The following is a 22,809-nucleotide window of genomic DNA, read 5'->3' as shown; positions in this document are numbered from 1 at the left end:
TCCCCCTTTTATATAATAATTATAAATGTATTATATCATAATAAATATCTCTTTACATAAATTGTTTTTATATGTAAAAATAGGATTTAAGCCTATTAGCTTAAATCCTATCCTTAAATTAACATTTTACTTTATTTCTCTTCTACTTTCTTTCTCTTCATAATAAATATAGCTCCAGCTACTATAGCACCTATTGCTATAACTATAAGGTAATAATAACTTTCACTTCCTGTCTTAGGTAAATCTCCTTTTCCTATCTCTAAAGTATTATTTGTATTAGTATTTGATTCATCAACACCATTTTCATCATTTACCTTATCATTTCCTGGATTAGGATTAGGTTTTGGATCTGGCTTTGGTGTTGGAGTTGGTGTTGGATTTGGCTTATTAATATTTGAATCTGATAATTTAATACTAAATGTTCTAGTTAATTCTGAAGTATTTCCTGCTAAATCTTTAGCAACTACTTTAATATTATATTCACCATCTTCTATGAGAACTTCTCCATTATAAGGATTATCATTTATAGTAGTTATTATTTCTCCTTCTTCACTACTCTTGATTGTTGCCTTCACTTCCTTATCATATTTCATTCCGTTTATTATTCCTTCTATAGTAATCACAGGTGCTGTCTTATCTATTGTAAATTTATATTCTAATACAGATTCATTTCCTGCTTTATCTACAGCTCTAGCTTTAAGAATATAATTTCCCTCATCTACTAAAGTTTCACTATTATAACCTTCTTGATTTAATTCTAGATAAATAGTTGCATCTTCGTTAGATGTTACTTTAGGAGAAATATTAGTATTGTAGTACTTTCCATTTTCAACTCCAGCTATTTGTATTATAGGAGCTGTTTTATCAATGACAAAGCTTATAGTTTTCTTAACTTCAACTCCATTTTCTCCCACTACAACTACTTCTAAAATGTAATTTCCTTCAGCAGTAATTTCTTCAAAGTTGTATGGTTTACCGTTTAGAGTAGCAGTAACCTTAGCATTTTTAGATTTTACAGTTACACTTGGTTTAACGTTTTTGTTATAAACCTTAGTGTTTTGAACATCTTTTATCTCAACTTCAGGAATACTCTTATCAACTATTACAGTCATTTTCTTAGAAGTTTCATTTCCAAGTAAATCAATAGCTCTCACAGTAATAACATCTCCATTTTTTACTGGAATATCATATTCAAATTTTCTAAGAGTATCTTCCTTACCTTTAGCTCCATCTAATGAAACACTAAATTTGTACTCACCATTAACAAATAGTTTATATCCTTCAGTATTATCACTTACTTCTCCCTTAAGCTTTATGCTATCCTTAGAAGTTATCACTTCTCCATTATCATTAACTATTGGTTCAAAAATATTAATTTCAGGTGCTACAGTATCACAAAATGTCTTATAGACTTTATCAAAGAATACCTCTCCAGTGCTAGTTCTAGCTTGTACCTTCACATTATTATATCCTTCATTTAATATAATTTTCTTAGCAAAATATCCATCTTTCATAATTTCTGGTGCTTCACCGTTAATAAATATTTCTTTTACATCACCTTTGTATTCACCCTTAACTAATAATTCTTTATTATTAAGAGCCTCTCCTGTAGGGAACCCTATTACTTTTACTTCGGATTTAATATCTGCAGTTACTATTTCATATTTATCATAAGAAATATTTCCAGCATTATCTATAGTTGTTACTTCAACAGTATTTACTGAATCCTTATTTATATTTAATTTAGTTGTTAATGTATCTTCATTTAAACTATAATCATTAGCTTCCTCACCATTAATAAATAATACTAATGCTTTAACATTTTTAGATTTAAGCTCTCCATTAAAGGCAATTTTAAGTTCATAATCCCCTTCCTTAGGGTTTGCACTAGATTCTAATGTAGTCTTAATTGGTGAAATATCTACTTTAACAGGAATAATAAAATCTTGGAAAGTATCTGTTCCATCTACTTTAGTTTTATAATTTAAATAGTATTGTCCTTCCTTAGCTACTTCATTATTTCCTGTTGAATTATTATAAATCTTTCCGTCCCAAGATAAATTAGCAAATAATGAAGGGAAATCTCCTCCCTCATTAGAAAGTATCTTCTTTCTTAATTCAATATCTCCATTAATATTTCCTTGAATAACATTCTTATTTTCATCTAGTAAATCTACATTAACTTCTTTTGCATTTCTTAATAAATATAATGCAGGTGTTAATGAATCAAACACTTCATCATCATTTGGAGATATTGCTATCTTTTCAGGATTTATTATAACTCCTGATGGAGAACTTCCTTCAAAACCTAGATAATTATATTCACCTAATACTGAAGTAGCTGCAAAGCTAGGAACCATATATACATTATCATTATCCCATGCTGCTCCATCTATTATTTGTTCTTCTGACCAATCTCCATAATAGCCCATGTATGGAACTACTAAAGATGGTGTACCTTCATTTACTGCTTCAAAATTTATAAATCCTTCTACAAAATTGTTTGTAACTCCTTCCTTTGGAACATTTAAAGTTACTTTTACATTAGCTTCACCATTAGCTGGTACTATCACATTATCAGTATTGAAATTAATACTAGCTCCATCTAAAGTAACATCAAAATCAGTATATCCACCTAAAATTGCTTCATCAATCATGCTTGGTTCAAAAGCTGTTAATACCTCTCCTAGAGATTTAACTTCATACTTTTCTTCTTTATTTGAATAATTCTTTAATATTATTTCAAATTCAGTTTTTTCACCTATTTCCTTTAAAGCAATAGTTGCTTCATTATCTTTTCCTAAAGCAATTACTCTATTATCTATAGCTGATTTAGCTTGAAGCATTCCTGCCCCCTGCCTTCTTGGAGAATATGGAATTTCTTCCCCAAAAGGTGTAACTTCATATAAAGGTTTTGCGGTATTTATTATAGACTTCTTAACAAATTCAATTAACTCTCTACCTTCTAAATTTATCCCCTTATCCTTAAGCCCTTCGATTATAAGTGCTGTGGCACCAGCTACATGTGGTGCTGCCATTGATGTTCCACTCATACTACCATATCTATCATTATTTAAAGTAGAATAAATATTTCCACCTGGTCCTGTTATTTGAGGTGCAAATTCTAAATTTGGCGCTGGACCAAAAGAAGTAAAGTCAGACATCGTTGCACCCGCCTTATTTTCTCTAACAACAACCTTCCCATTAAAGTTAATATAAACTTTATTTGCATTTTCTTTTAATAAATTACCATCTTTTCCATTAACAAAGATTGATGGTATAGTTACTGATGGATCAGTAGCCATATTTATATATTCATCTGGAGATGTATTAAATATTATGGCTGCAACAGCACCAGCATTTTGAGCATAAAGTTGTTTTTCAACAAAGCTTATATCTCCTCTTTCTATTAAAGCTACCTTCCCCTTAAGATCTTTTCCAGAATAATCACTTTCTTTACCCTTATCCACAAAAGTTAATGATAAATTTTCATCTACTTTAAAAGTATCTAAAGGCTCCACATCAGCTTGAGTATATCCAACTAAAATCTCTTTTCCATTTATATTAGCAGTGAATGCCGGGAGGGTAATAGTTGAATTTTCAGAACTTGCTACTTGCAGTGCATCTTTAGCAAGTCCTGGTGAACCAACTACTCCTACATCACTAATTCCATCTATAATATATGGAGCAGTTGATGTTGTAGAGTTACCAGCTGACACAACGCATATTACACCATCATCTGTAGCATTTTTTATAGCTACTTGCTCAGGTGCTAATTCATTCCTATATCCTGCTGAAGATCCTAATGACATATTAATAATATCAGTATTAAGCTCAACTGATTTTTCTATTGCTGCTATAATATCATCAGAATAAGCTCCTTTAACTTCACTATTATTACTAAATACCTTCATGGCCAAAAGCTGTGCTTCAGGAGCAACCCCTTGAATTCCATTGCTTCCTTTAACTTCTTCATCATTAGCATTAGCAGCTACAATACCTGCAACATGCATTCCATGCATACTTCCTGAAGAATCTATTACCTTATTATCTTCATCAGCAAAATTATATCCATATGGTACTTTATCTGTGAAGAAATTTCCTAAATCTTCATTAACATCTTCTTTCCTGATTTTAGACTTAGATGAATCTGTTAACTTCATATCTTTATGTGTATAATCTATTCCTGTATCAATTATTGAAACTACAAGACCTTCACCTTTGTATCCATAATCACTCCATACACTAGTAGCTTGAGTAAATTCTTTTGCTGTCGACATATCTGGATAATAAATCCTGGCCTCACTAACAGACTTTACTCCTTCTATTTCCTCCACCTTTTCTATATCTTTACGTTTTAAATCTATAGAAAATCCATTAATTAAATTACCATAAGTATGCCTTACTTCTTCTCCTGTTTTACTTTCAACTTCTTCTTGAATAGGTTTTTGCGCTTCTTTAACCTCATCAACTAATTTTTCTTCTGGTTGAATACCATCTTCCAATTTTAAAGTAGCTGGCTTATCTTCAAGCTCTACAATAACCCTTATCCTTTCCTCTGGATTACCTTCTTTATTTATACCTAAGTTTTCAGAACTTTTTTCTAGTTTATTAATTTCATTATAAGTATCACTAGAATCAACTTTTTTCTCAAGTTTTTTCAGTAATGAGTTTTTGATATCTTCACTACCTCTATTGTTTGCAAATGCCAATGAAGGTTTTATCCCTAATAATAATGAAAATAACATTATTATTGCTACAGCAGTGGATATTACTCTTCTCTTAAAATTAGTCATTATTAAGCCCCCTCTTGTAATTTTATAAAAAAATAATTGATAAGATTACTTATCAATTATTTACATATAATATATTATTTAACTTCATTTTTTTTTAGAACTTTTTTAAAAAATTTATATTTTTAAATTTTTTAAATTCTATTCCTTATAGCAAATCACTGGTGTTCCTGCATCAATATTTTCATAAATCTTTTTAGCTAGAGATAAAGTCGCGTTTACACACCCATGTGTTCCATCATTTAAATATATTTGTCCACCAAAATTATATCTCCAATTAGCATCATGTATCCCTATATTCCCATTAAAAGGCATCCAATAATTAACCTTAGCTTCATAATTAGCACCTCTTAGAACTGCTTCTTTTTGTTTATAATTGATCATATATGTTCCTGTATCTGTTGAGTTTCCTTTTCTAGGATCACCAGTAACTACACTTCCTTGTGCTATTATTTTTCCTTCTTTATAAAACCACATATATTGTTTACTTATGTTTATTTCAATATAAGTATCCCCAATATCATTTTCACCTCTAAATAATGCTTTTTGACTATAGGAGGGTTCCTTTTCTATTACTGCTCCATTTTTTATGTTCTCTAATAATAGACTAGTTTCAGCAACGGAATTTATTTTATATCCATAATATCCACCCTCTACTTCAACTGTATTTCCTGTGGAAGTTTTAAACTTTCTTGTTATTCCAATTGTATTATATTTATCACTTAACTCTTTAATATATTTTTTAATTTCTTCTTTACTTAATTCAATATCTAAATCATTATTTATATTTATAAATGTACTTATTCTATCTCCAGATAGTACCTCTTTATCTTCATCAAACAAATAACTTATGTTAGTAGAAACATATTTATCTAACTCTTTTTGTATTTCTTTGGCTTTGTCTGAATTAATAGTATATTTAGGACTTTCATAGCATCCTTCTTCATCTAGATTAATATGCTTTTTCCCATTTAATAAAGCCATCTTTATAGTCTCATATACTTTTTCCTTATTAGCTTCATTTCCATATACCTCTTCTATCATTTCATATTTACCATTGTTATATATAAATTTTACATTTTCAGGAGAAATAATTTCCTCCTTAAAGATATCTAGATCATCTACTATTACTGAAAGTTTTTTTTCATTAATAGTATATACATCATCAACACTATATTTGTTTTCTTTAAATAAATATAGAAGCCATCCAAATGACTTTTGTTTACTTTTTATATTATTATATAAAAACTCTTCATTTTCTAAGGCTTTTCCCTTTTCTAAAATATCCCCTTTAATTATTTGACTTTGTCCACTTCTATCTATTATCTCAAGACTATATTCATCTATAAAAGAATTAAATTTAGAATTAATAGCGTTATGATTTTTAAGTGATAAATCTACTCCATTTACTATAGTATTAAAGAAAAAATGCTTCGTAAAATATAAAGATATACTTATGTATATAAGAATTATTGAGCATATCACTATAACTATATTACCTATTAACTTATTTTTTAAAAATTTTTTATAAAACCCACTTAACATATTTTCTCCTATATATATTAATAAAATAACTATATAATAATATGTTTATCAATCTAAATTATACCTTAAAATAAAAAGTGTACTCATTTAGTTAATACTAATTGAGTACACTTTCTTTACTAGCTTTATAATTTAGTTTTCATTTATTCTATCAATATATTTCTTCATTAAGTTAGCTGAAGTAACAAACTTTTCTTTTTCTTCTTCAGAAAGTTCTATTGATAATACTCTTTCAACACCATTTTTACCCACTATTGTTGGAACACTTAAATAAGTTTCGTTAACTCCATAATAGTCAGTTAATAAAGTTGAAACTGATAGAACTGTTTTTTCATCCTTTAAGAATGCTTCAACTATTCTAGTAAGTACTGCTGCTACTGAAAATGCAGTTGCACCTTTTCTATTAATAACTTCATAAGCTGCATTCTTTACATCATCAGCAATAACTTTTTCTGTTGCTTCATCCCATTCAATAGAAAGTTGCTTTGAAAAATCTTTTATTGGAATATTTCCTATAGTTGATGATGACCAAGGAACGAATTCACTATCACCATGCTCACCTAATACAAAGCCTTGAACTACTCTTCCATCTATACCAAAATATTTTCCAAGTAAGCTTCTTAATCTAGTTGTATCTAATACTGTTCCAGAACCTATTACTCTTTCCTTAGGGAATCCTGATAACTTATAAGTCATATAAGCTAGTATATCTACTGGATTAGATACTACTAATAAAATTGCATTTGGACTTAACTTTGCAATAGTTGGTACAAAGCTTTTAAAAATTTTGTAATTCTTATCAACTAAATCTAATCTAGTTTCACCTGGCTTTTGTGCAACACCTGCAGTAATAATGATTATATCTGAGTCCTTAGTATCCTCTAAAGCCCCTAAAGTAACAGTACAAGGACTATTTAATGCACTACCGTGAATTAAATCTAAAACCTCTCCTAATGCTTTTTCTTGATTAATATCATTTATGACTATTTCCCTTGCAACTTGTTTTTGTTGTAAGGCAAAGGCTGTTGTTGCTCCAATTGCTCCTGCTCCGATAATTGATATTTTACTCATAATATCCACCTTCATCCTTTATTTTTTCTATTATATACCATTTTTCTATTTTTATCAATTTTCATATATTATTTTGCCCTAATCACTTCAATTTTATATCCATCTGGATCAGTAACAAAATAATATGACGGTTTAGTTCCTGGTAATCCCTTAAATGGAGTTACTTCATACCCTAAATCCATATGTTTTTCTCTCATAGCTTCTAAGTCTTCAGCTTCTACAGCCATATGACTATATCCATTTCCTAGTTCATAAGGTTTTTCCATATCATAATTATAAGTAAGCTCTATTTCATAGCCACCTAACTCATTTGATAAATATACTAAACTAAATTTATGCTCTGGGAAATCTTTTCTTCTAGTTTCAATAAGTCCTAAAGCTTCTTTGTAAAATTTTAATGACTTCTCTAAATCCATAACTCTTATACAAGTATGCAACATTTTAACCGACATAATTTTTCCTCCTAAATGTAAATATTATATACCTATTATATTAATAAAATGTAAATTAATCAACTTTTACATAAAATATGAAATTAACTCCTTATTAATTTACTTTTGAATTGTTTTATTTTACAATTATTTTGAACTAAGATTTGGAAGGAGTATTTATGAAGAAAAAAATATTATTAGGACTTATTATTTTGTCATTATCATTTAACTTAAGCTCTTGTTCATTATTTAAGATTAATTCTGAAAACAAAACTACAACTGAAGATGAACAATTGCTAGATGAAACTACCAAAGATGATGAACCTGTTAAAACAACTAATTTTGAAGCATTAAATAAAACATACTCTGCTAATGGTGACATATCTTCCATTAAAGTTGGAACTAATATATATGATGATCAACAAGGATTAAATTATACCGAAGGTGAATATAAAGAATTAGATTTTGCAAAAGATTTATTATATTTATATTTAAACGAAGATTCTTCTGTATATAATTACTTAGTTTCTATTGATAGTAATACTGAAAAGGGATATGTATCAATTACAAATGAAGATAAGGAAAAGCTTATTAAAGATTTAAATTCATTAAGAAATCAAATGGAATTAAATCCAGGTGAAGAAATGGTTGTAAGACTTGATAGAGTTACGTATGAAGGTCCAAACTCTGAAACTAATACTGGTTCAAGTTTTAAAATAAGAGTTGCTATTTCAAGAGTGGGAGCAACTGTAGTTCCATGGAATTATTTTAACGTTACAGTTTTTGAGGATGGCAATAAACTTTATGCACATTTATTTTAAATTGCGAAGATAACAGAAAAGATAAATATAATATGCTCCACAATCTAATGGCTACAAAAAGAAGTTCTAGGCTTGCAAAAGCTACTAGCCCAAGAGTTTTAGTAGAACTCGCATTCGCTCAGACAAACCAACAACTCTAAGGACTAGTAGTTTTTACTTCGCCAAGTACTTCTAATTTTTCGCCATATGATTATTTCACATATTATATTTATCTTTTCAAGTAATTCAGCATTAGAAATTTAAATGATCAATCTATTATAATAATGATATATGTTAGTAATTCTTGCTAATGTTCTCATTTATTTAAAATTCCGTCAGGAGTTTTTTCCTTTAGTCCCATTATATTCATAAAATTATATTGTTATTGAAATCTCTAACATATTATGCGTAAGTCGACTTGGAGCTTGCGACGGAGACAGAGCATAATATGTTAGAGATTTGTTCACAATATATTACAATGTATATATTCTTCAACTTTCTCCCAAGGTACTACAAAACCTTGTCCTTTTGAGCAGAATACTGAGCTCGATGAATATTCTATATCTACATTTTTATTATATCCTAATCTTTCTATTACCGCTTCTGTATTATGGCATACATCATATCCATCAAAAATTAAATTTATACTTCCTTTTCCCTTTGTAAAAGTAAGAATTTCAGCACTATAATCCATAAAAGTAGATACCGGTCCTCTTCCAGTAATCGTAACTTTATTTAATTTTGTCTCTGGTGGATTAAAACTTCCATTTAATTTTTGAATATCTGAAATCACTCTCCCCATATAATCTAATTCAACATCTATTTTGAATTTATAATATGGTTCTAAAAGAATGTTATTTACTTTTTCTAACCCTTGCCTAATAGCTCTAAAGGTTGCTTCTCTAAAATCCCCACCCTCAGTATGCTTATTATGTGCTCTTCCAGTTAGCAAAGTAAACTTTATATCTGTAATAGGTGATCCTGTTAAAAGTCCATGGTGATTTCTTTCAAATATATGTGTCTTTATTAAATTCTGATGTCCAGTAGTTAGATCATCTGCATGGCATTTATTTTCAAAGGTTATTCCTTCTCCTCTATTATTAGGTTCCAATTTCAAATGAACTTCAGCATAGTGTTTTAATGGTTCAAAATGTCCATATCCATATGTATCATTATTAATAGTTTCTTTATACATAATTTCACATGGTCCGAAATCTACTTTTAAATTAAACCTTTCTTCTAAAACTTCTTTTAATACTTCTAATTGAATTTTTCCCATAATAGATACTTGAATTTCTTGTAGTACCTCATTCCAATTTACATTTAAAGCCGGGTCTTCACTTTCTAAAATTCTAAAATATCTCAAAACATCTTTTACATTATAGGAATTATCATAAATAACTTTTGACATTAAAGTTGGTACCATATTAAAGTTGAAAAAATCCTTCAATTCTCCAACTCCGCAGCCTGATTCAGCCATAGTTAATCCAGTAACTGCAAAAACATCACCAGCTACTACCTTATCTGCAGTAGTAAATTTACTTCCATTATATATCCTTATACTACTTATTTTTTCTATTATTTTCTCTTCCTTGCAGTATGATACCTCATCTCTAACTTTTAAGCTTCCACTTAAAGCTTTTATAAAAGTAAGCCTTGTACCATTCTCATCATATTTCACTTTATAAACTCTACCAGAAAAATTTCCATTTTCATTGTAGTTACTGATAGTTAATTCATTAAAAATATTTAAGAAATTATCTATTCCTTCATCTTGTAGTGCACTTCCAGAAAGGCAAGGAAAAACTTTATTATCTTTAATAAGGCCCTTTAAATGTATAATCCATTCCTCTTCATTATAGTCACCATTTAAATATCTTTCTAAAAGAACATCATCTCTTTCAGAAATAACCTCTATTACATCTTCATCTAAACCATTTAATTTGCTTAAATAACAAATATCAGTTGTAAAATTTTCTTTTACCTCTTCTATTACTTTTTCTAAATCAGCACCTACTCTATCAATTTTATTTATAAAAAAGAAGGTTGGAACATTATATTTTCTTAGTAGATTCCAAATAGTTTCAGTATGTCCTTGTATTCCTTCTACTGCACTAATTATTAATATTGCATAATCTAAAATGCTTAATGTCCTTTCCATCTCAGAACTAAAATCAATATGTCCAGGTGCATCAAGTAGGTAGTAGGTGGATCCATCCATTTCAAAAACAGCTTGATCAGTAAATATAGTAATTCCTCTTTCTTTTTCTATACTATGAATATCTAAAAATGAATTTTTGTGATCCACTCTTCCTCTATTTCTAATACTATTTGTATGATAAAGTAATTGTTCTGAAAATGTTGTTTTACCTGCATCTACATGGGCAAGTATTCCTATTGTTTTCTTCATTTATTCACCTTCTAAAATAATTAGTATTTATATAATTAGTATTTATATAAGAAACTACTAATTAATATTTATTTAAATATCTTTTCTTATATTTAATTCTTGCATATTTGCTTACCTTAGTTAAATATTGATAGTTAGTTATTCCTCCAAATACCCCAACAATAGGAAGTCCTTGAATAAACTTAGCTATTAATAAACTACTAGATAATACTCTAGATGTCTCTCTAATCTCGTCATCTAGTACATTATCTAAGTCTTCTCCTAAAGCTATTTTTCTTTCTATCTCATTTATTTTTTCGCTATAAGTTCGTTTTTCCTCTTCACTAGATAGTGCAACATTAATTAAATTTAAAATATATATTTTTTCATTATCTTCTTCATAACTAAATCCGTAACTTAAAGCAATTTCATATACAGTTTTTAATATCATTGAAATAAATAATGGAATATCAGGTATTCCTATTCCTAAAACTCCTAAACCTACTCCCTCTATAGTTGAAATAGTTGAATTAATTAGATTACTTTTCTTTCCTTGAGAATCAATTAATTTTAGGCTTTTTCTTGTCATCCTCTTATTTAAGGAATAATTATTTATATCGTGATCTACTTTTAATTTTTCCTTATCATATAGCTTTTCTATATATTTACTACCCTTTTGAAAAACTATCTTAAAGGCATTATAAAATGCACTTTCTAGAGTTCCCTTTAATTTTTCTGGAATCTTATCTTCTATTTTTTCTGATATAGGATCTAATTTATCTTTAATTATTTTGCTTCTTTTCTTATTAATTATCTTATTTTCTTTTTTAATTAACTTATTAATTTCTTTTTTAATAATTTTACTCATAATCCCTACTTCCTTTTAAATGATTAATATTAATTATATCATTAAGAATTAAAATCTAAAATTACTTCATATTTTAAAAATTCTAAAATTTTCTCTACCTAAATATTAGAATATTATATATAATATATTTGAAGATACTTTCTTCAAAATAAAACTAACTATACGAAAGGAAAAGGTAATTTCAACAATGAGAATATAATCTACTTTAATTAATTTTAGTGCATATAAAAAAGTCTTAGGCTTATTTCTTGTGCACAAATTTGTGGAGAGTAGATTATGACTAAAGGTTTAATTGTGTTGCCTTTTTATAAGTCTATAACTCTCTCCTAAAATAAGGAGGGATTTTTTTATGCAATTAGCATTATTAAACAATGTAAAAAAATATTATGGTGATAGGTTAATATTAGATATTAAAAAACTCGAAATACTATCTGGAGATAGAATAGGATTGGTAGGTGCAAATGGCGCTGGTAAAAGTACCTTACTAAAAATCTTAATTGGAGATGAAGATGTAGATTTAGGAAGTGTATATTTAACTAAAAGCTTCTCTTATATTAGCCAAATGGATAATTTAGATGAAAGCTTTTCTACAAGTAAGATTAAAAACTTACTTAATGCACCTAATGAATATAAAGACCATCTATCTGGTGGAGAAAAAGTGAAGCTTAAAATTTCTAATGCATTAAGCGAAAATAAAGAGCTTATTATTGCTGATGAACCTACTTCTAATTTAGATAGCAGTAGTATTGAAATATTAGAAGAAATGTTTAAAAGTCATAGTGGTACTTTACTTCTAGTATCCCATGATAGAAAGTTTCTAGATTCTTTATGTAATACAATATTTGAAATCGACAATGGAAAAATTAATGTATATAAAGGTAATTATTCAAAATATTTAGAGCTTAAGAATTTAGAAAAAGAAAGACAAAATACAGAATATATTAATTACAAAGCAGAAAAAAAGAGGCTTGAGCAAGCAATATCCAATAAGGAAAGTAAACGGGACAGTATTAGAAAAACTCCAAAAAGAATGGGAAACTCTGAAGCAAGACTTCATAAAATGGGTGATCAAAAATCAAAGCAACATTTAGAAAATAATATAAAAGCTATTAAAAGCAGAATTGAACATTTAGAAGTAAAGGAAAAGCCAAAGGAAGAAAAATTAATAAAAATAAGTGTAATAGAAAATTTAGAACTTACTTCTAAAAATCCAATTGAAGTTAAGAGTTTAAATCTCAGTATTAATAATAGAACTTTATTATCAGATGTTAGCTTTAAAATAAAAAAAGGTAAGAAAGTAGCTTTAATAGGTAAGAATGGTACTGGAAAAAGTACTTTATTAAAAGAATTAATTAAAAATGATAATGAAAGTATTAAAATAGCTAATAATGTTGTTTTAGGTTTTCTAGATCAGGAACAAAATATATTAAACCCTAATAAAAGTATTTTAGAAAATATTCAAGTTGATTCTTCTTACCTAGAAAGTTTTATTAGAATAAACCTAGATGGATTTGGATTTAAAGGAGATACTGTTTATAAAACAGTTTCTCAATTAAGTGGTGGTGAAAAAGTTAAGGTTGCAATTTGCAAACTTTTGCTTTCAGATAATAATATTATTATCCTTGATGAACCTACAAATTATTTAGATATTAAGTGTATGGAAGCTCTTGAAAACTCTCTTAAAAATACTAATAAAACATTATTAATAGTATCTCACGATAGAAAGTTTATCTCTAATATTTGTGATTATATACTAGAAATTAATAATAATAAAATTACACAATTTGATGGAAGCTATAGTGAGTATATTAATTTTAAAAATAAACCTAAAATTGATAAATATGAAAAATTGCTTCAAGAAAATAAATTAATCCTCGAAACTAAACTTTCAGAATTAATATCCTTATTATCTTTTGAAAGTAATATAGATAAAAAAGCTGTCTTAGAGAAGGAATATTTAGAAATATTGAATAAACTTAAAGCATTAAAATAAAGCAAATAGGAGCATGTTGTATTAGAAAATAAAGTCTCTATTAACAACAGCTCCTATTTATTTTTAATCATTTATTAATTATTCAAAAAATGCTTTAGAATATTCAACTATTCCACTAACCCCATTTAAACCACCTGGTACTAATTCTAAAATCATATAAGCTTCATCTGGAACCTCAAAAGGTGCTTTCACTCCATATTTGCTAGCTTTTTCAAATCCAAACTTAGGATAATAACTTTCATGACCTAGTACAACTATTGATTTATATCCTAATTCCTTTGCTCTTTCTATTCCTCTATTCATAAGTTTTTTCCCAATTCCAGACTTCTGATATTCAGGTAAAACTGATAATGGAGCTAATGCTAAAGTTTCATATGATTTATTTTCTCCATTAATTAATGCTTTTGTTATAAGTACATGTCCAATTATTCTATTTTTATCTTCTGCTATTAAAGACAACTCTTTGATAAATTCTTTGCTCTTTCTTAATCTATTCACTAGATTATGCTCATCATTATCTGTAAATTCAGCTGTTTTAAAACTTTCTTCTACTACTTTCTCAACTTCTTTATAATCTTTCATTTCTTCTTCTCTTATATTTATCATTTTATACCTCTAATTTCATTACTAGTTCACCATTTCTATCAAATTCACCAGTAAAATCAAATCCAAATTTTTTATATAAATCTATTGCAAAAGTATTATTTCCATAAATACTTAAATATATTTCATTACAATCATATTCTTTATGAATTAAGTCTAAAATAACCTTTAATGATTCTTTTCCATACCCCTTTCCTTGAAAATCATCACCTATCATAAACCTATCTAGCCATACTTGTCCATGAGAGTCTTTTTTCTCCCATCTACCATACATAGCAAAACCTATAATTTCACTATTATCATATATACCTACAGGTCTCCATAATGATAGTTCTTTTGCTTCTTCCAAAGATTCTTCAACAGTTTCAATAAAACTTTCTTGACCACTTTTCACTCTTAAGCTTATAGCCTCATTATAATTGTAGTCATCAACATTTTTTATTTTTAAATTCATTCTTCCCCTCTTTTCTTTAAATATATAACACTAGTATATCAAATAAAATTAAATAATATATTAACTTTATAAAAATCTTATTTATTCATTATAAATAATTCTAAATGAACACTCTTTACCTTCCAAAACCATTCCATTGTAATACATTTTATCTATATTAATTTATATCCCATAATCTAAATCATTTAATCTATCATTTATATTTTCATCATACTTCATCACCTAACAACTATATAAATAACAAAAAGCATGTAGTTTGCTAAAGTGAACTTACTCTTAACTTGCAAACTACATGCTGATCTTAAATATATTTTAAACTAATTCCTCTAAAGTCTTAAAAGCTATCTTCCCACAAACTTTTCTTACTTATCTTAATATATTTGTAAATAGATTAATTTTTGTAATTAATACTAATTAAAATAATAGCTATTAAGGTTATTATAAAACATGTAAATATACCAATATCTAATGAAGTATTTGAAGCAGTACCTATTATTGGATTTAAAACAGCAGAAACTACACTTCCAATTATGGAGTAAATTGATAATATAGTAGCTCTATCTGCAATCTTTATAGATTTATTTTGTATATCCATAAAAATAGGATCGATAAATCCCATACTTGTTGATATTATAGCTATTGCAATAAAGGCTAGAATTGGATTATTTATAAATACTAAAGAAAATGAACTAATCAATATACATATCATAAATAATAGTATTGATTTTCTTTGTCCAATCCTATTTGTTATTTTATAAGATTTTATAGATATTAGCCCTATAATTTCAATTCCAGCTAACATAATTCCAAAATACCTAATATCTACACCACTTCTTATATATATTCCTTGATTCAAAAATACTGTTATACTTTGGACAACCTCTGCAACTAAAGCAATACCTAGAATTAAAATTATGATTTCCTTATTACTAATTGCCTCCTTAATATTAAAGAGTATTCCATTACTTTTCTTACTTTCTCCCTTAACATCTAAAATAAAAAGAGAAATAATAAAGGCTAAACCATAAGGTATTATAGTGTAATAAGCTGAAAGCTCTATTGAAATATTAATGATAAATGTTGATATAACTGAACCTAATAAAAAGCCGGCATTTGAAAAAAATCCATAAGTTGCAAAAGCTTTTTCACTATTATCATTCTTATCTAAGGATAAATATAATACTGTAGAATCACAGCCTGATAATCCTGCTATAGCAGTTGCTAGCAAAAATCTTTCTAATAAAAACATAGAAAAGGAATCTGCCTTAAAGAATATAATTTTAGATATAAAGAAAATAAAGTTTGAAAGTATTAAGGTCTTCTTATAGCCATACTTATCTGCAAATATTCCCCAAGGTACCTCAAACAATATTATTAATATCATATATATAGATTCAATTAAGAAAATTTGAGAAATTGATATTCCTCTATTCTCTCTATAAATGGTTGCTACTGGAGCATAAAATACTAGTCCTTGTAAAAAAACTATTATATTTAATAAATATATATTTACTTTTTTATTCAATTTAACAAACCTCCTAAAGGCATAACAAATAGGGACCTATCTCAAAGACAGATCAATTAATTGTGCAACATCCTATTTTATTACATTAGGTTTTTGTTAAATTGGTCTAAACATATATATACCTCCAATGATTATACTAATATTATATTATATTACAATAAAAAAAGAAAGTAACTATACTGTCACTTTCTACTTTAATATATCTACTGTATTTGAATTTGCAGCTTTTCTTGCTGGGATGATACTTGAAGCAATTCCAATAATAATTGATATTCCAATGGCTAAAATACTTGTAAATAAATTTGGTACAACAACTAGCTTGAAATATATTGAAATAATATTAGCTATTATTATCCCTAATATATATCCAACAATTCCTCCAATTGTGGTTATTACTATACCTTCTATTAAGAATTCTCTTCTTATATCTTTCTTTCTAGCTCCTAATGCTCTTTTTATTCCTATCTCTCTAGTTCTTTCTGAAACAGATGTGTACATCATATTCATAAGACCTATTCCTGCAATAAATAAAGATATACCAGCTACTGCTGCTATAAACATAGTTATAGTATTAAGTACTCCGCCTAGTAAATTTACAATTCCACTTGTATCAATTATTTGATATTCGCCTTCTACTTTTTTACCTTCAACAGAATTTAATACATTTTCAATTTCTTTTATGCTATCTTTAACATTTTTATCTTTCTTTAATGTAATATTTAATCCCTCAATCCTCTTTATAGTTGAGAAATATTTATCATATGACTCTTTAGGAATTTTCACTTCTCCACCCATGTCAAAAAAGCTTATCTCTTCTTCTACTGGCGCCTTTTTTATTCCTACAATCTCAAAAGATATATCATTAATATTAGCAATTCCACCTACTAGTTCTTCAACATCATCAAAATTACTATCTAAGGTTTGTTGTGCTACTGTAATTACTCTCCTTTTTAAGGTATTATCATTTTCACTTAAGTTTCTACCATACACATCATCACTAATATTAAAATTCTCTATAGGTTTCACTAAAGTATTTATAGTCTTTCCTCTAATATCTAATTGCATATATTCACCCATAGTATTGTTACTATACTGAAATTCAACTGATTCTACTGATTCAAGAGCCTCTACTTTATCCTTATGTTTTTCAGTAAAAAACTCTAGTGCTGTTGAATTTTCATTGAAATTCTCTGGTGCAAAAGTAGCCATTAATACTACAGCTCCATCTGTTTCTCCAGTAAACTCTTTTATGGTTTTATTTTTATAAGCTTGTCCAAGAGCAACAATAGTTATTACAGATGCTATACCTATTATTATTCCTATCATTGTTAATATAGATCTTTTTTTGTTTCTATTTAAATTTCTTAAGGCAGTAAAAATTAAAACTCTAAACTTCATTTTTATCCTCCTTAAGCTGTCCATCAAATATCTTAACTATTCTCTTTGCATGTCTAGCAATATTAATATCATGGGTTATTAAAATTATTGTTATACCTTCTTTATTTAATTCATTAAATATATCAATAATTTCTTCAGATGTCTTACTATCAAGTGCTCCTGTCGGCTCATCAGCTATTATTATTTCCGGATTATTTACTAAGGACCTAACTATAGATATTCTTTGTTGTTGCCCCCCAGATAATTGTTTTGGATACTTATTTATTTTATCAATAAGCTTAACTTTCTCTAAAAGCTCAACTACCTTATTTTTAGTTTCTTTAATCCCTTTTCCACTATATAGCATTGGTAATTCAATATTTTCTTTAATAGTTAATCTATCTATTAAATTGAAATCTTGAAAAACAAATCCTATCTTTTCATTTCTTAAATTACTAAGTAAGTCGTCACTTAAACTTTTAACTTCCTTATCATTAAGAAAATAATTTCCTTGAAACTTTTTATCTAATAATCCTAATATTTTTATCATAGTTGATTTTCCTGAACCAGAAGGTCCCATAATGGCTAAAAACTCACCCTTATCTATTTCTAAATCAACATCTATTAAGGCATGTAACTTCTCTTCCCCGGAGGTATAATATTTATTTATCCCCTGAAGTTTAATCATATTATACTGCCTCCTTACCATCTTCTAAAGGATTTAAAAGAATTTTATCCCCTACTTTTAAATTACTACTACTTATTATGTAGTTATCATCCTTTAGAGTTCCTGTAACTTCGATTTTGTTTTGTGATTCTCCATCTGATATAATAACATATTGCTTACCATCCTCTTCTATTACTGAGCTCTTAGGAACAGGTAACCCCTCTTGATTTACACTTAACTCAACACTAAATCCTATTTTTATTCCTTCATCAGGCTTCACATAAAATTTATAAGAAACAGACTTTTGATCTAAAGAAGTTGTTGGAATTTCGTCTATCTTTGTAATCTTTCCAGTTACAGTTTTATTGTTACTAATCACTTTAATATTCACTTTATCATCAACTTTAATTTTATCTACATCAAATTCAGTTGCATCTGATTCTATTAAGTAATCCTCTGATATTACTCTCATGTATTCCTTAGTTGCGTCTTCATTATTTATATATACTTTTCCATTAATCTCTGCTTTCACAGGCTTTATTACTTTTTCCCTTAATGAATCTCTTTTAGAAATTAAATCATTTAAACTATAATTAAGCTCTTCAACAGCACTATTATCAACTTGCTGAATTTGTTGATTACCTATAGTAGCAGTACTAGCTCCACCGTCTTTATTATTTTCTATATTAGATTGATTTAGGGCTTGTAATTTCTTTACTCTTTCTTTCTCACTATCTATTTTCGAATTTAATGATGATATTTGCCTATTTAAATCATCTACTTGTTCTTGCATAGTTTCATTATAATAATTAAATAGAATAGTATCTTTTTCTACAGCTTGACCATCTTCAACAAAAACTTCATTCAGTTTTCCACTAGTAACATCTAACATAATTTTTTGTTCTTTACTTATTATGCTAGTTCCCTTAAACTTTAAACCACTATTTTCTTCAACAGTAAAATACTTATCTTCAGTAACTGTAGACACTTTTGCCTTTGACTGATTTTTAACATACAATCCTGCAGCTACTGTTAAAACAATAGCTATAGCAAATATTACTCCACCTATTATAAGTTTTTTATTCTTCAACTAATACCACCTCTTATATCATAAATAAAAATAAGTTTGATAAAAACTGACTTTAAAATAAATTAGTCTTTATCAAACTAGATAATTAATATGTTAAATTTTATAATTTTAAATTTGAAAAATATATTTCCTTCTTTTTATATAAGAAGAAAATCATTAATCCTGGGAATATTAACGCGACTAAGGAGAATACTGTAAATCCTCCACTTATAATTGAATAAATAAAAGATAAAATCTCTATTCCAATAAATATATATGCTCCTATTGGTTTTTTAAATAAAATTAATATAACCGCTAAAGTTATAATTAATGATATAGCTAATGCAATTACTATTTGCATAGTGGTAACTTGCACACCTACTCCTGACTCCGCTAATATACTACTAATTTCATCCTTAGCTACAAGATTAATTATTAATCCAAATATAGTAAATACTTGTCCTAAAAGATATAATACGGACATTGTAATAATACCAGCACCTACTTTTTGATTATTTTCAACTGCTTCCATTTTCCCTCTCCTTTTTATTAAAATTTAATTTAATAATACCATTCCCATAAATTAAAATCAATTCAATTTATACTTATTTTTGTATTTTTTTTACTTTAAATACACCTGTATATTAATTATTATTAATAACCTCTATCCACTTTTCAGTTTCCTTTTGTATATCATTCCTACCTAGAATAGCAGAAATAACTGAATAGCCATCTATATTGTATTCCTTAAACCTATCAAGATTATCTAAAGTAATTCCACCTATTACTACTATAGGCAGATCTACATTTTTCTTAATATTATTTAACTCCTTAAAAGAAACAACTACAGCATCTGATTTAGTTGATGTAGTAAACATTGCTCCTACACCTAGGTAATCTGCTCCCATTTCCTTTGCTTTTATTGCCTCTTCTATATTTCTAGCTGAAACACCTAATATTTTATCTTTACCTATTAATTCTCTTACTTTATCTGCTGGTAAATCATCTTGTCCAACATGAACTCCATCAGCATCACATAATAAAGCTATATCAACCCTATCGTTTATAATAAATTTTACATTATATTTTTTTGTTAACTCTCTAAGCTTAATTGCCTTCTCTAGAAATTCTTTTCCTAGGGCATCTTTCTCTCTTAATTGAAGCATAGTAACTCCACCTTTAAGAGCATTTTCTATTTCATTATAAAAGTCTCTACCTTTTAAAATATCTGAGTCAGTTATTAAATAAAGCTTTAACTCTTCCATAATTTTCACCTCACACTTTCGAATTTACAACTATTACCGAACTACTTTATAGTTATCCTAGATAATTTTTTTAATTTCTTTGAATCTAGATTGAATACATTATTCATAAGTTCAACTTTAAAACTCCCTATTCCATTACAATTTTCAGCTGCAAGCTCACCTGCTACTCCCATAGAAAGTGCTCCCATTGCTACAGCTTCAATATTAACTCCAACAGCTCCCAAATATGAGGCAATAAGACTCCCTGTCATACATCCAGTCCCTGTTACCTTCTTAAGAAGTTCACTTCCATTTTCTATTTTTATTGTCTTTATTCCATCACTAATAAAATCTATTTTCCCAGTAGCTACTATTATAGTTTTCATTTTTTCAGCTATTTCTCTAATTATATTAGAAATATCTTCATTGCTTTCCTTGGCATCTACCCCTTGTCCATTACCTTCATAACCACCAATAAATTTAATTTCAGCAACATTTCCCTTTATTACGTCAAAACTTACTTCATTTATTAATTTATCTGTCAAATTTTTCCTTTCTTCTGTTGCAAAAACTCCAACAGGATCTAATAAAACTGGCTTATTATATTTATTTGCCATCTTACCAGCTTGTAAAAATAAATCTAAGTTAGCTGACTTCATAGTTCCTATATTGATTACTACAGAGCTTGCCTTACTTATAATTTCTTCTAACTCCTCATAGCTATAACTCATTAAAGGACTAGCTCCTATAGCAAGGGTTATATTAGCACAATCATTAATAGTTACTTCATTTGTATAATGAAGTACTAGTGGGTTAATTTCTTTAACTTTTTCTATTAATTCAAACATCTTAACTACCTTCCTTATTCCATAAAATTATAAAAATGATTTACAGGACCTACTCCCTTCCCTATATCAAAACTATTTTTAATAGCATTAGTAATATAATCCTTTCCTAACTCTACGGCTTTTTCTATATCATTACCTAAAGCTAAATATGAAGTTATGGCTGATGATAATGTACATCCAGTTCCATGAGTGTTTTTATTATTGAGTCTTTCTGACTTTAGTTCCTTATAGACATCTTTACCAATTAATATATCAATTGCTTCACCTTCTAAATGTCCACCCTTCATTAATACATACTTAGGTCCAAGTTCTAATATCTTTTCTCCAGCTTCTTTCATATCTTCTAAAGTATTTATTTTTACTCCACTTATTTCTTCAGCTTCTAAAGTATTCGGTGTTAAAATATATGCTTTTGGAATAAGCTTCTTTATCAAAGTATCTTTTGCTTCAGGCTTTAATAAGTCAAATCCACTTTTTGATATCATTACTGGATCTACTACTAAGTATTCAATGTCATATTTGCTTAAGGTATCAACAATTTCATTTATTATTTCAGGATTAGAAACCATACCTACTTTTATAGCTTTAGGCCTTATATCCTCTATAACTACTTCTATTTGCTTTCTAATAATCTCCTTACTTAAGTCTTCTACCATAAATACTCCTTCTGTATTTTGAGCAGTTATAGCAGTAATTACACTCATTCCATAAGTTCCAATAGCACTAAAAGTCTTTAAGTCAGCTTGAATTCCAGCTCCTCCTGAAGAATCTGATCCTGCTATTGTTAATGTTGGTATTTTATATTTTTTCATTTGAAAACCTCCTAAAAATATCAAAAATAAAAAGCTATACTCCTAAACGGAATATAGCCAGTAGTTACTAAAATATGGTGTTTTAATTTATACACTAATTCAAGCTTTCCTACGCTGGCATTATCCAGTTCAGGTAATTAGGGTTAATAAATATCATTTTATTTCTCAGCCTTATGGGCACCCCTAGCTATTTATTTAAATTTTATTTAATTTTACCATAATAATCAATAAATGTATATAACATCATCAGTTTTAAATAGTTTTCAATTTATATCTTTAAATGGATTATTATCTTCTTATTTTATAATGTTTTTTCTTGA

18 protein-coding genes and 1 riboswitch are annotated in these 22,809 nt (G+C 27.6%); of the genes, 2 read left to right on the top strand and 16 right to left on the bottom strand.

Annotated features, from left to right (window positions below; translation table 11 throughout):
* Window positions 1-131 precede the first annotated feature (131 nt).
* From GPX08_RS03495 to GPX08_RS03480, 4 genes are all read right to left on the bottom strand, one after another.
* The gene (locus GPX08_RS03495) at window positions 132-4,796 is read right to left on the bottom strand and encodes a S8 family serine peptidase (protein ID WP_156625443.1); all 4,665 of its coding nucleotides are present in this window, start codon (window positions 4,794-4,796) and stop codon (window positions 132-134) included.
* Between the two features lie 138 nt (window positions 4,797-4,934).
* Entirely contained in the window at window positions 4,935-6,338 is a 1,404-nt protein-coding gene (locus tag GPX08_RS03490; protein WP_156625441.1) for a L,D-transpeptidase family protein, read from the bottom strand.
* 132 nt (window positions 6,339-6,470) lie between these two features.
* Window positions 6,471-7,409, bottom strand: coding sequence for an L-lactate dehydrogenase (locus tag GPX08_RS03485; protein ID WP_156625440.1), 939 nt, complete (start codon window positions 7,407-7,409; stop codon window positions 6,471-6,473).
* A 68-nt stretch (window positions 7,410-7,477) separates the two neighbouring features.
* Window positions 7,478-7,861 (bottom strand): lactoylglutathione lyase, encoded by a 384-nt coding sequence (locus GPX08_RS03480; protein WP_156625438.1) that lies wholly within the window; start codon window positions 7,859-7,861, stop codon window positions 7,478-7,480.
* Window positions 7,862-8,019: 158 nt separating this feature from the next.
* Between GPX08_RS03480 and GPX08_RS03475 the strand changes: the two genes are divergently transcribed.
* On the top strand, window positions 8,020-8,661 hold the full coding sequence (locus tag GPX08_RS03475) for a hypothetical protein (protein ID WP_156625437.1): 642 nt from the start codon (window positions 8,020-8,022) through the stop codon (window positions 8,659-8,661).
* Between the two features lie 442 nt (window positions 8,662-9,103).
* Here the strand turns inward: GPX08_RS03475 and GPX08_RS03470 are convergent, their stop codons facing one another.
* Both GPX08_RS03470 and GPX08_RS03465 read right to left on the bottom strand, forming a co-directional pair.
* A complete protein-coding gene (locus GPX08_RS03470; RefSeq protein ID WP_156625435.1) occupies window positions 9,104-11,050 on the bottom strand; it encodes a GTP-binding protein in 1,947 nt (648 codons plus the stop codon).
* Window positions 11,051-11,111: 61 nt separating this feature from the next.
* Window positions 11,112-11,897, bottom strand: coding sequence for an EcsC family protein (locus tag GPX08_RS03465; RefSeq protein WP_156625433.1), 786 nt, complete (start codon window positions 11,895-11,897; stop codon window positions 11,112-11,114).
* A gap of 349 nt (window positions 11,898-12,246) precedes the next feature.
* On the opposite strand from GPX08_RS03465, the gene abc-f reads away from it, so the two are divergent.
* Window positions 12,247-13,890 carry an ABC-F type ribosomal protection protein gene (abc-f, locus tag GPX08_RS03460; protein WP_156625431.1) on the top strand — a complete coding sequence of 548 codons (1,644 nt, stop codon included), beginning with the start codon at window positions 12,247-12,249 and terminating at the stop codon, window positions 13,888-13,890.
* A 78-nt stretch (window positions 13,891-13,968) separates the two neighbouring features.
* Here the strand turns inward: abc-f and GPX08_RS03455 are convergent, their stop codons facing one another.
* The 10 genes from GPX08_RS03455 to thiD form a co-directional block, all read right to left on the bottom strand.
* On the bottom strand, window positions 13,969-14,496 hold the full coding sequence (locus GPX08_RS03455) for a GNAT family N-acetyltransferase (protein ID WP_156625429.1): 528 nt from the start codon (window positions 14,494-14,496) through the stop codon (window positions 13,969-13,971).
* A 1-nt stretch (window position 14,497) separates the two neighbouring features.
* Complete coding sequence (locus tag GPX08_RS03450; protein ID WP_156625427.1) at window positions 14,498-14,947, bottom strand: GNAT family N-acetyltransferase; 450 nt, start codon at window positions 14,945-14,947, stop codon at window positions 14,498-14,500.
* 391 nt (window positions 14,948-15,338) lie between these two features.
* The gene (locus GPX08_RS03445; protein ID WP_156625426.1) at window positions 15,339-16,472 is read right to left on the bottom strand and encodes an MFS transporter; all 1,134 of its coding nucleotides are present in this window, start codon (window positions 16,470-16,472) and stop codon (window positions 15,339-15,341) included.
* 189 nt (window positions 16,473-16,661) lie between these two features.
* Complete coding sequence (locus GPX08_RS03440) at window positions 16,662-17,894, bottom strand: FtsX-like permease family protein (protein ID WP_156625424.1); 1,233 nt, start codon at window positions 17,892-17,894, stop codon at window positions 16,662-16,664.
* A complete protein-coding gene (locus tag GPX08_RS03435) occupies window positions 17,860-18,537 on the bottom strand; it encodes an ATP-binding cassette domain-containing protein (protein ID WP_156625423.1) in 678 nt (225 codons plus the stop codon). The genes GPX08_RS03440 and GPX08_RS03435 overlap by 35 nt, the downstream gene beginning before the upstream one ends.
* A gap of 1 nt (window position 18,538) precedes the next feature.
* On the bottom strand, window positions 18,539-19,606 hold the full coding sequence (locus tag GPX08_RS03430) for an HlyD family efflux transporter periplasmic adaptor subunit (protein ID WP_156625421.1): 1,068 nt from the start codon (window positions 19,604-19,606) through the stop codon (window positions 18,539-18,541).
* 100 nt (window positions 19,607-19,706) lie between these two features.
* Complete coding sequence (locus GPX08_RS03425) at window positions 19,707-20,117, bottom strand: hypothetical protein (RefSeq protein WP_156625419.1); 411 nt, start codon at window positions 20,115-20,117, stop codon at window positions 19,707-19,709.
* A gap of 112 nt (window positions 20,118-20,229) precedes the next feature.
* Window positions 20,230-20,850: a thiamine phosphate synthase gene (gene thiE / locus GPX08_RS03420; protein WP_156625418.1), complete on the bottom strand. Its 621-nt coding sequence runs from the start codon at window positions 20,848-20,850 to the stop codon at window positions 20,230-20,232.
* A 41-nt stretch (window positions 20,851-20,891) separates the two neighbouring features.
* Window positions 20,892-21,677 carry a hydroxyethylthiazole kinase gene (thiM, locus tag GPX08_RS03415; RefSeq protein WP_156625416.1) on the bottom strand — a complete coding sequence of 262 codons (786 nt, stop codon included), beginning with the start codon at window positions 21,675-21,677 and terminating at the stop codon, window positions 20,892-20,894.
* A gap of 14 nt (window positions 21,678-21,691) precedes the next feature.
* Window positions 21,692-22,489 (bottom strand): bifunctional hydroxymethylpyrimidine kinase/phosphomethylpyrimidine kinase, encoded by a 798-nt coding sequence (gene thiD / locus GPX08_RS03410; protein WP_156625414.1) that lies wholly within the window; start codon window positions 22,487-22,489, stop codon window positions 21,692-21,694.
* Between the two features lie 89 nt (window positions 22,490-22,578).
* Window positions 22,579-22,684: riboswitch (TPP riboswitch) on the bottom strand.
* Between the last annotated feature and the right edge of the window lie 125 nt (window positions 22,685-22,809).

It is taken from the genome of Clostridium tertium, from assembly GCF_902652255.1.
GTDB lineage: Bacteria > Bacillota > Clostridia > Clostridiales > Clostridiaceae > Clostridium > Clostridium tertium_A.
This window is presented reverse-complemented; position numbering and strand designations above follow the sequence as displayed.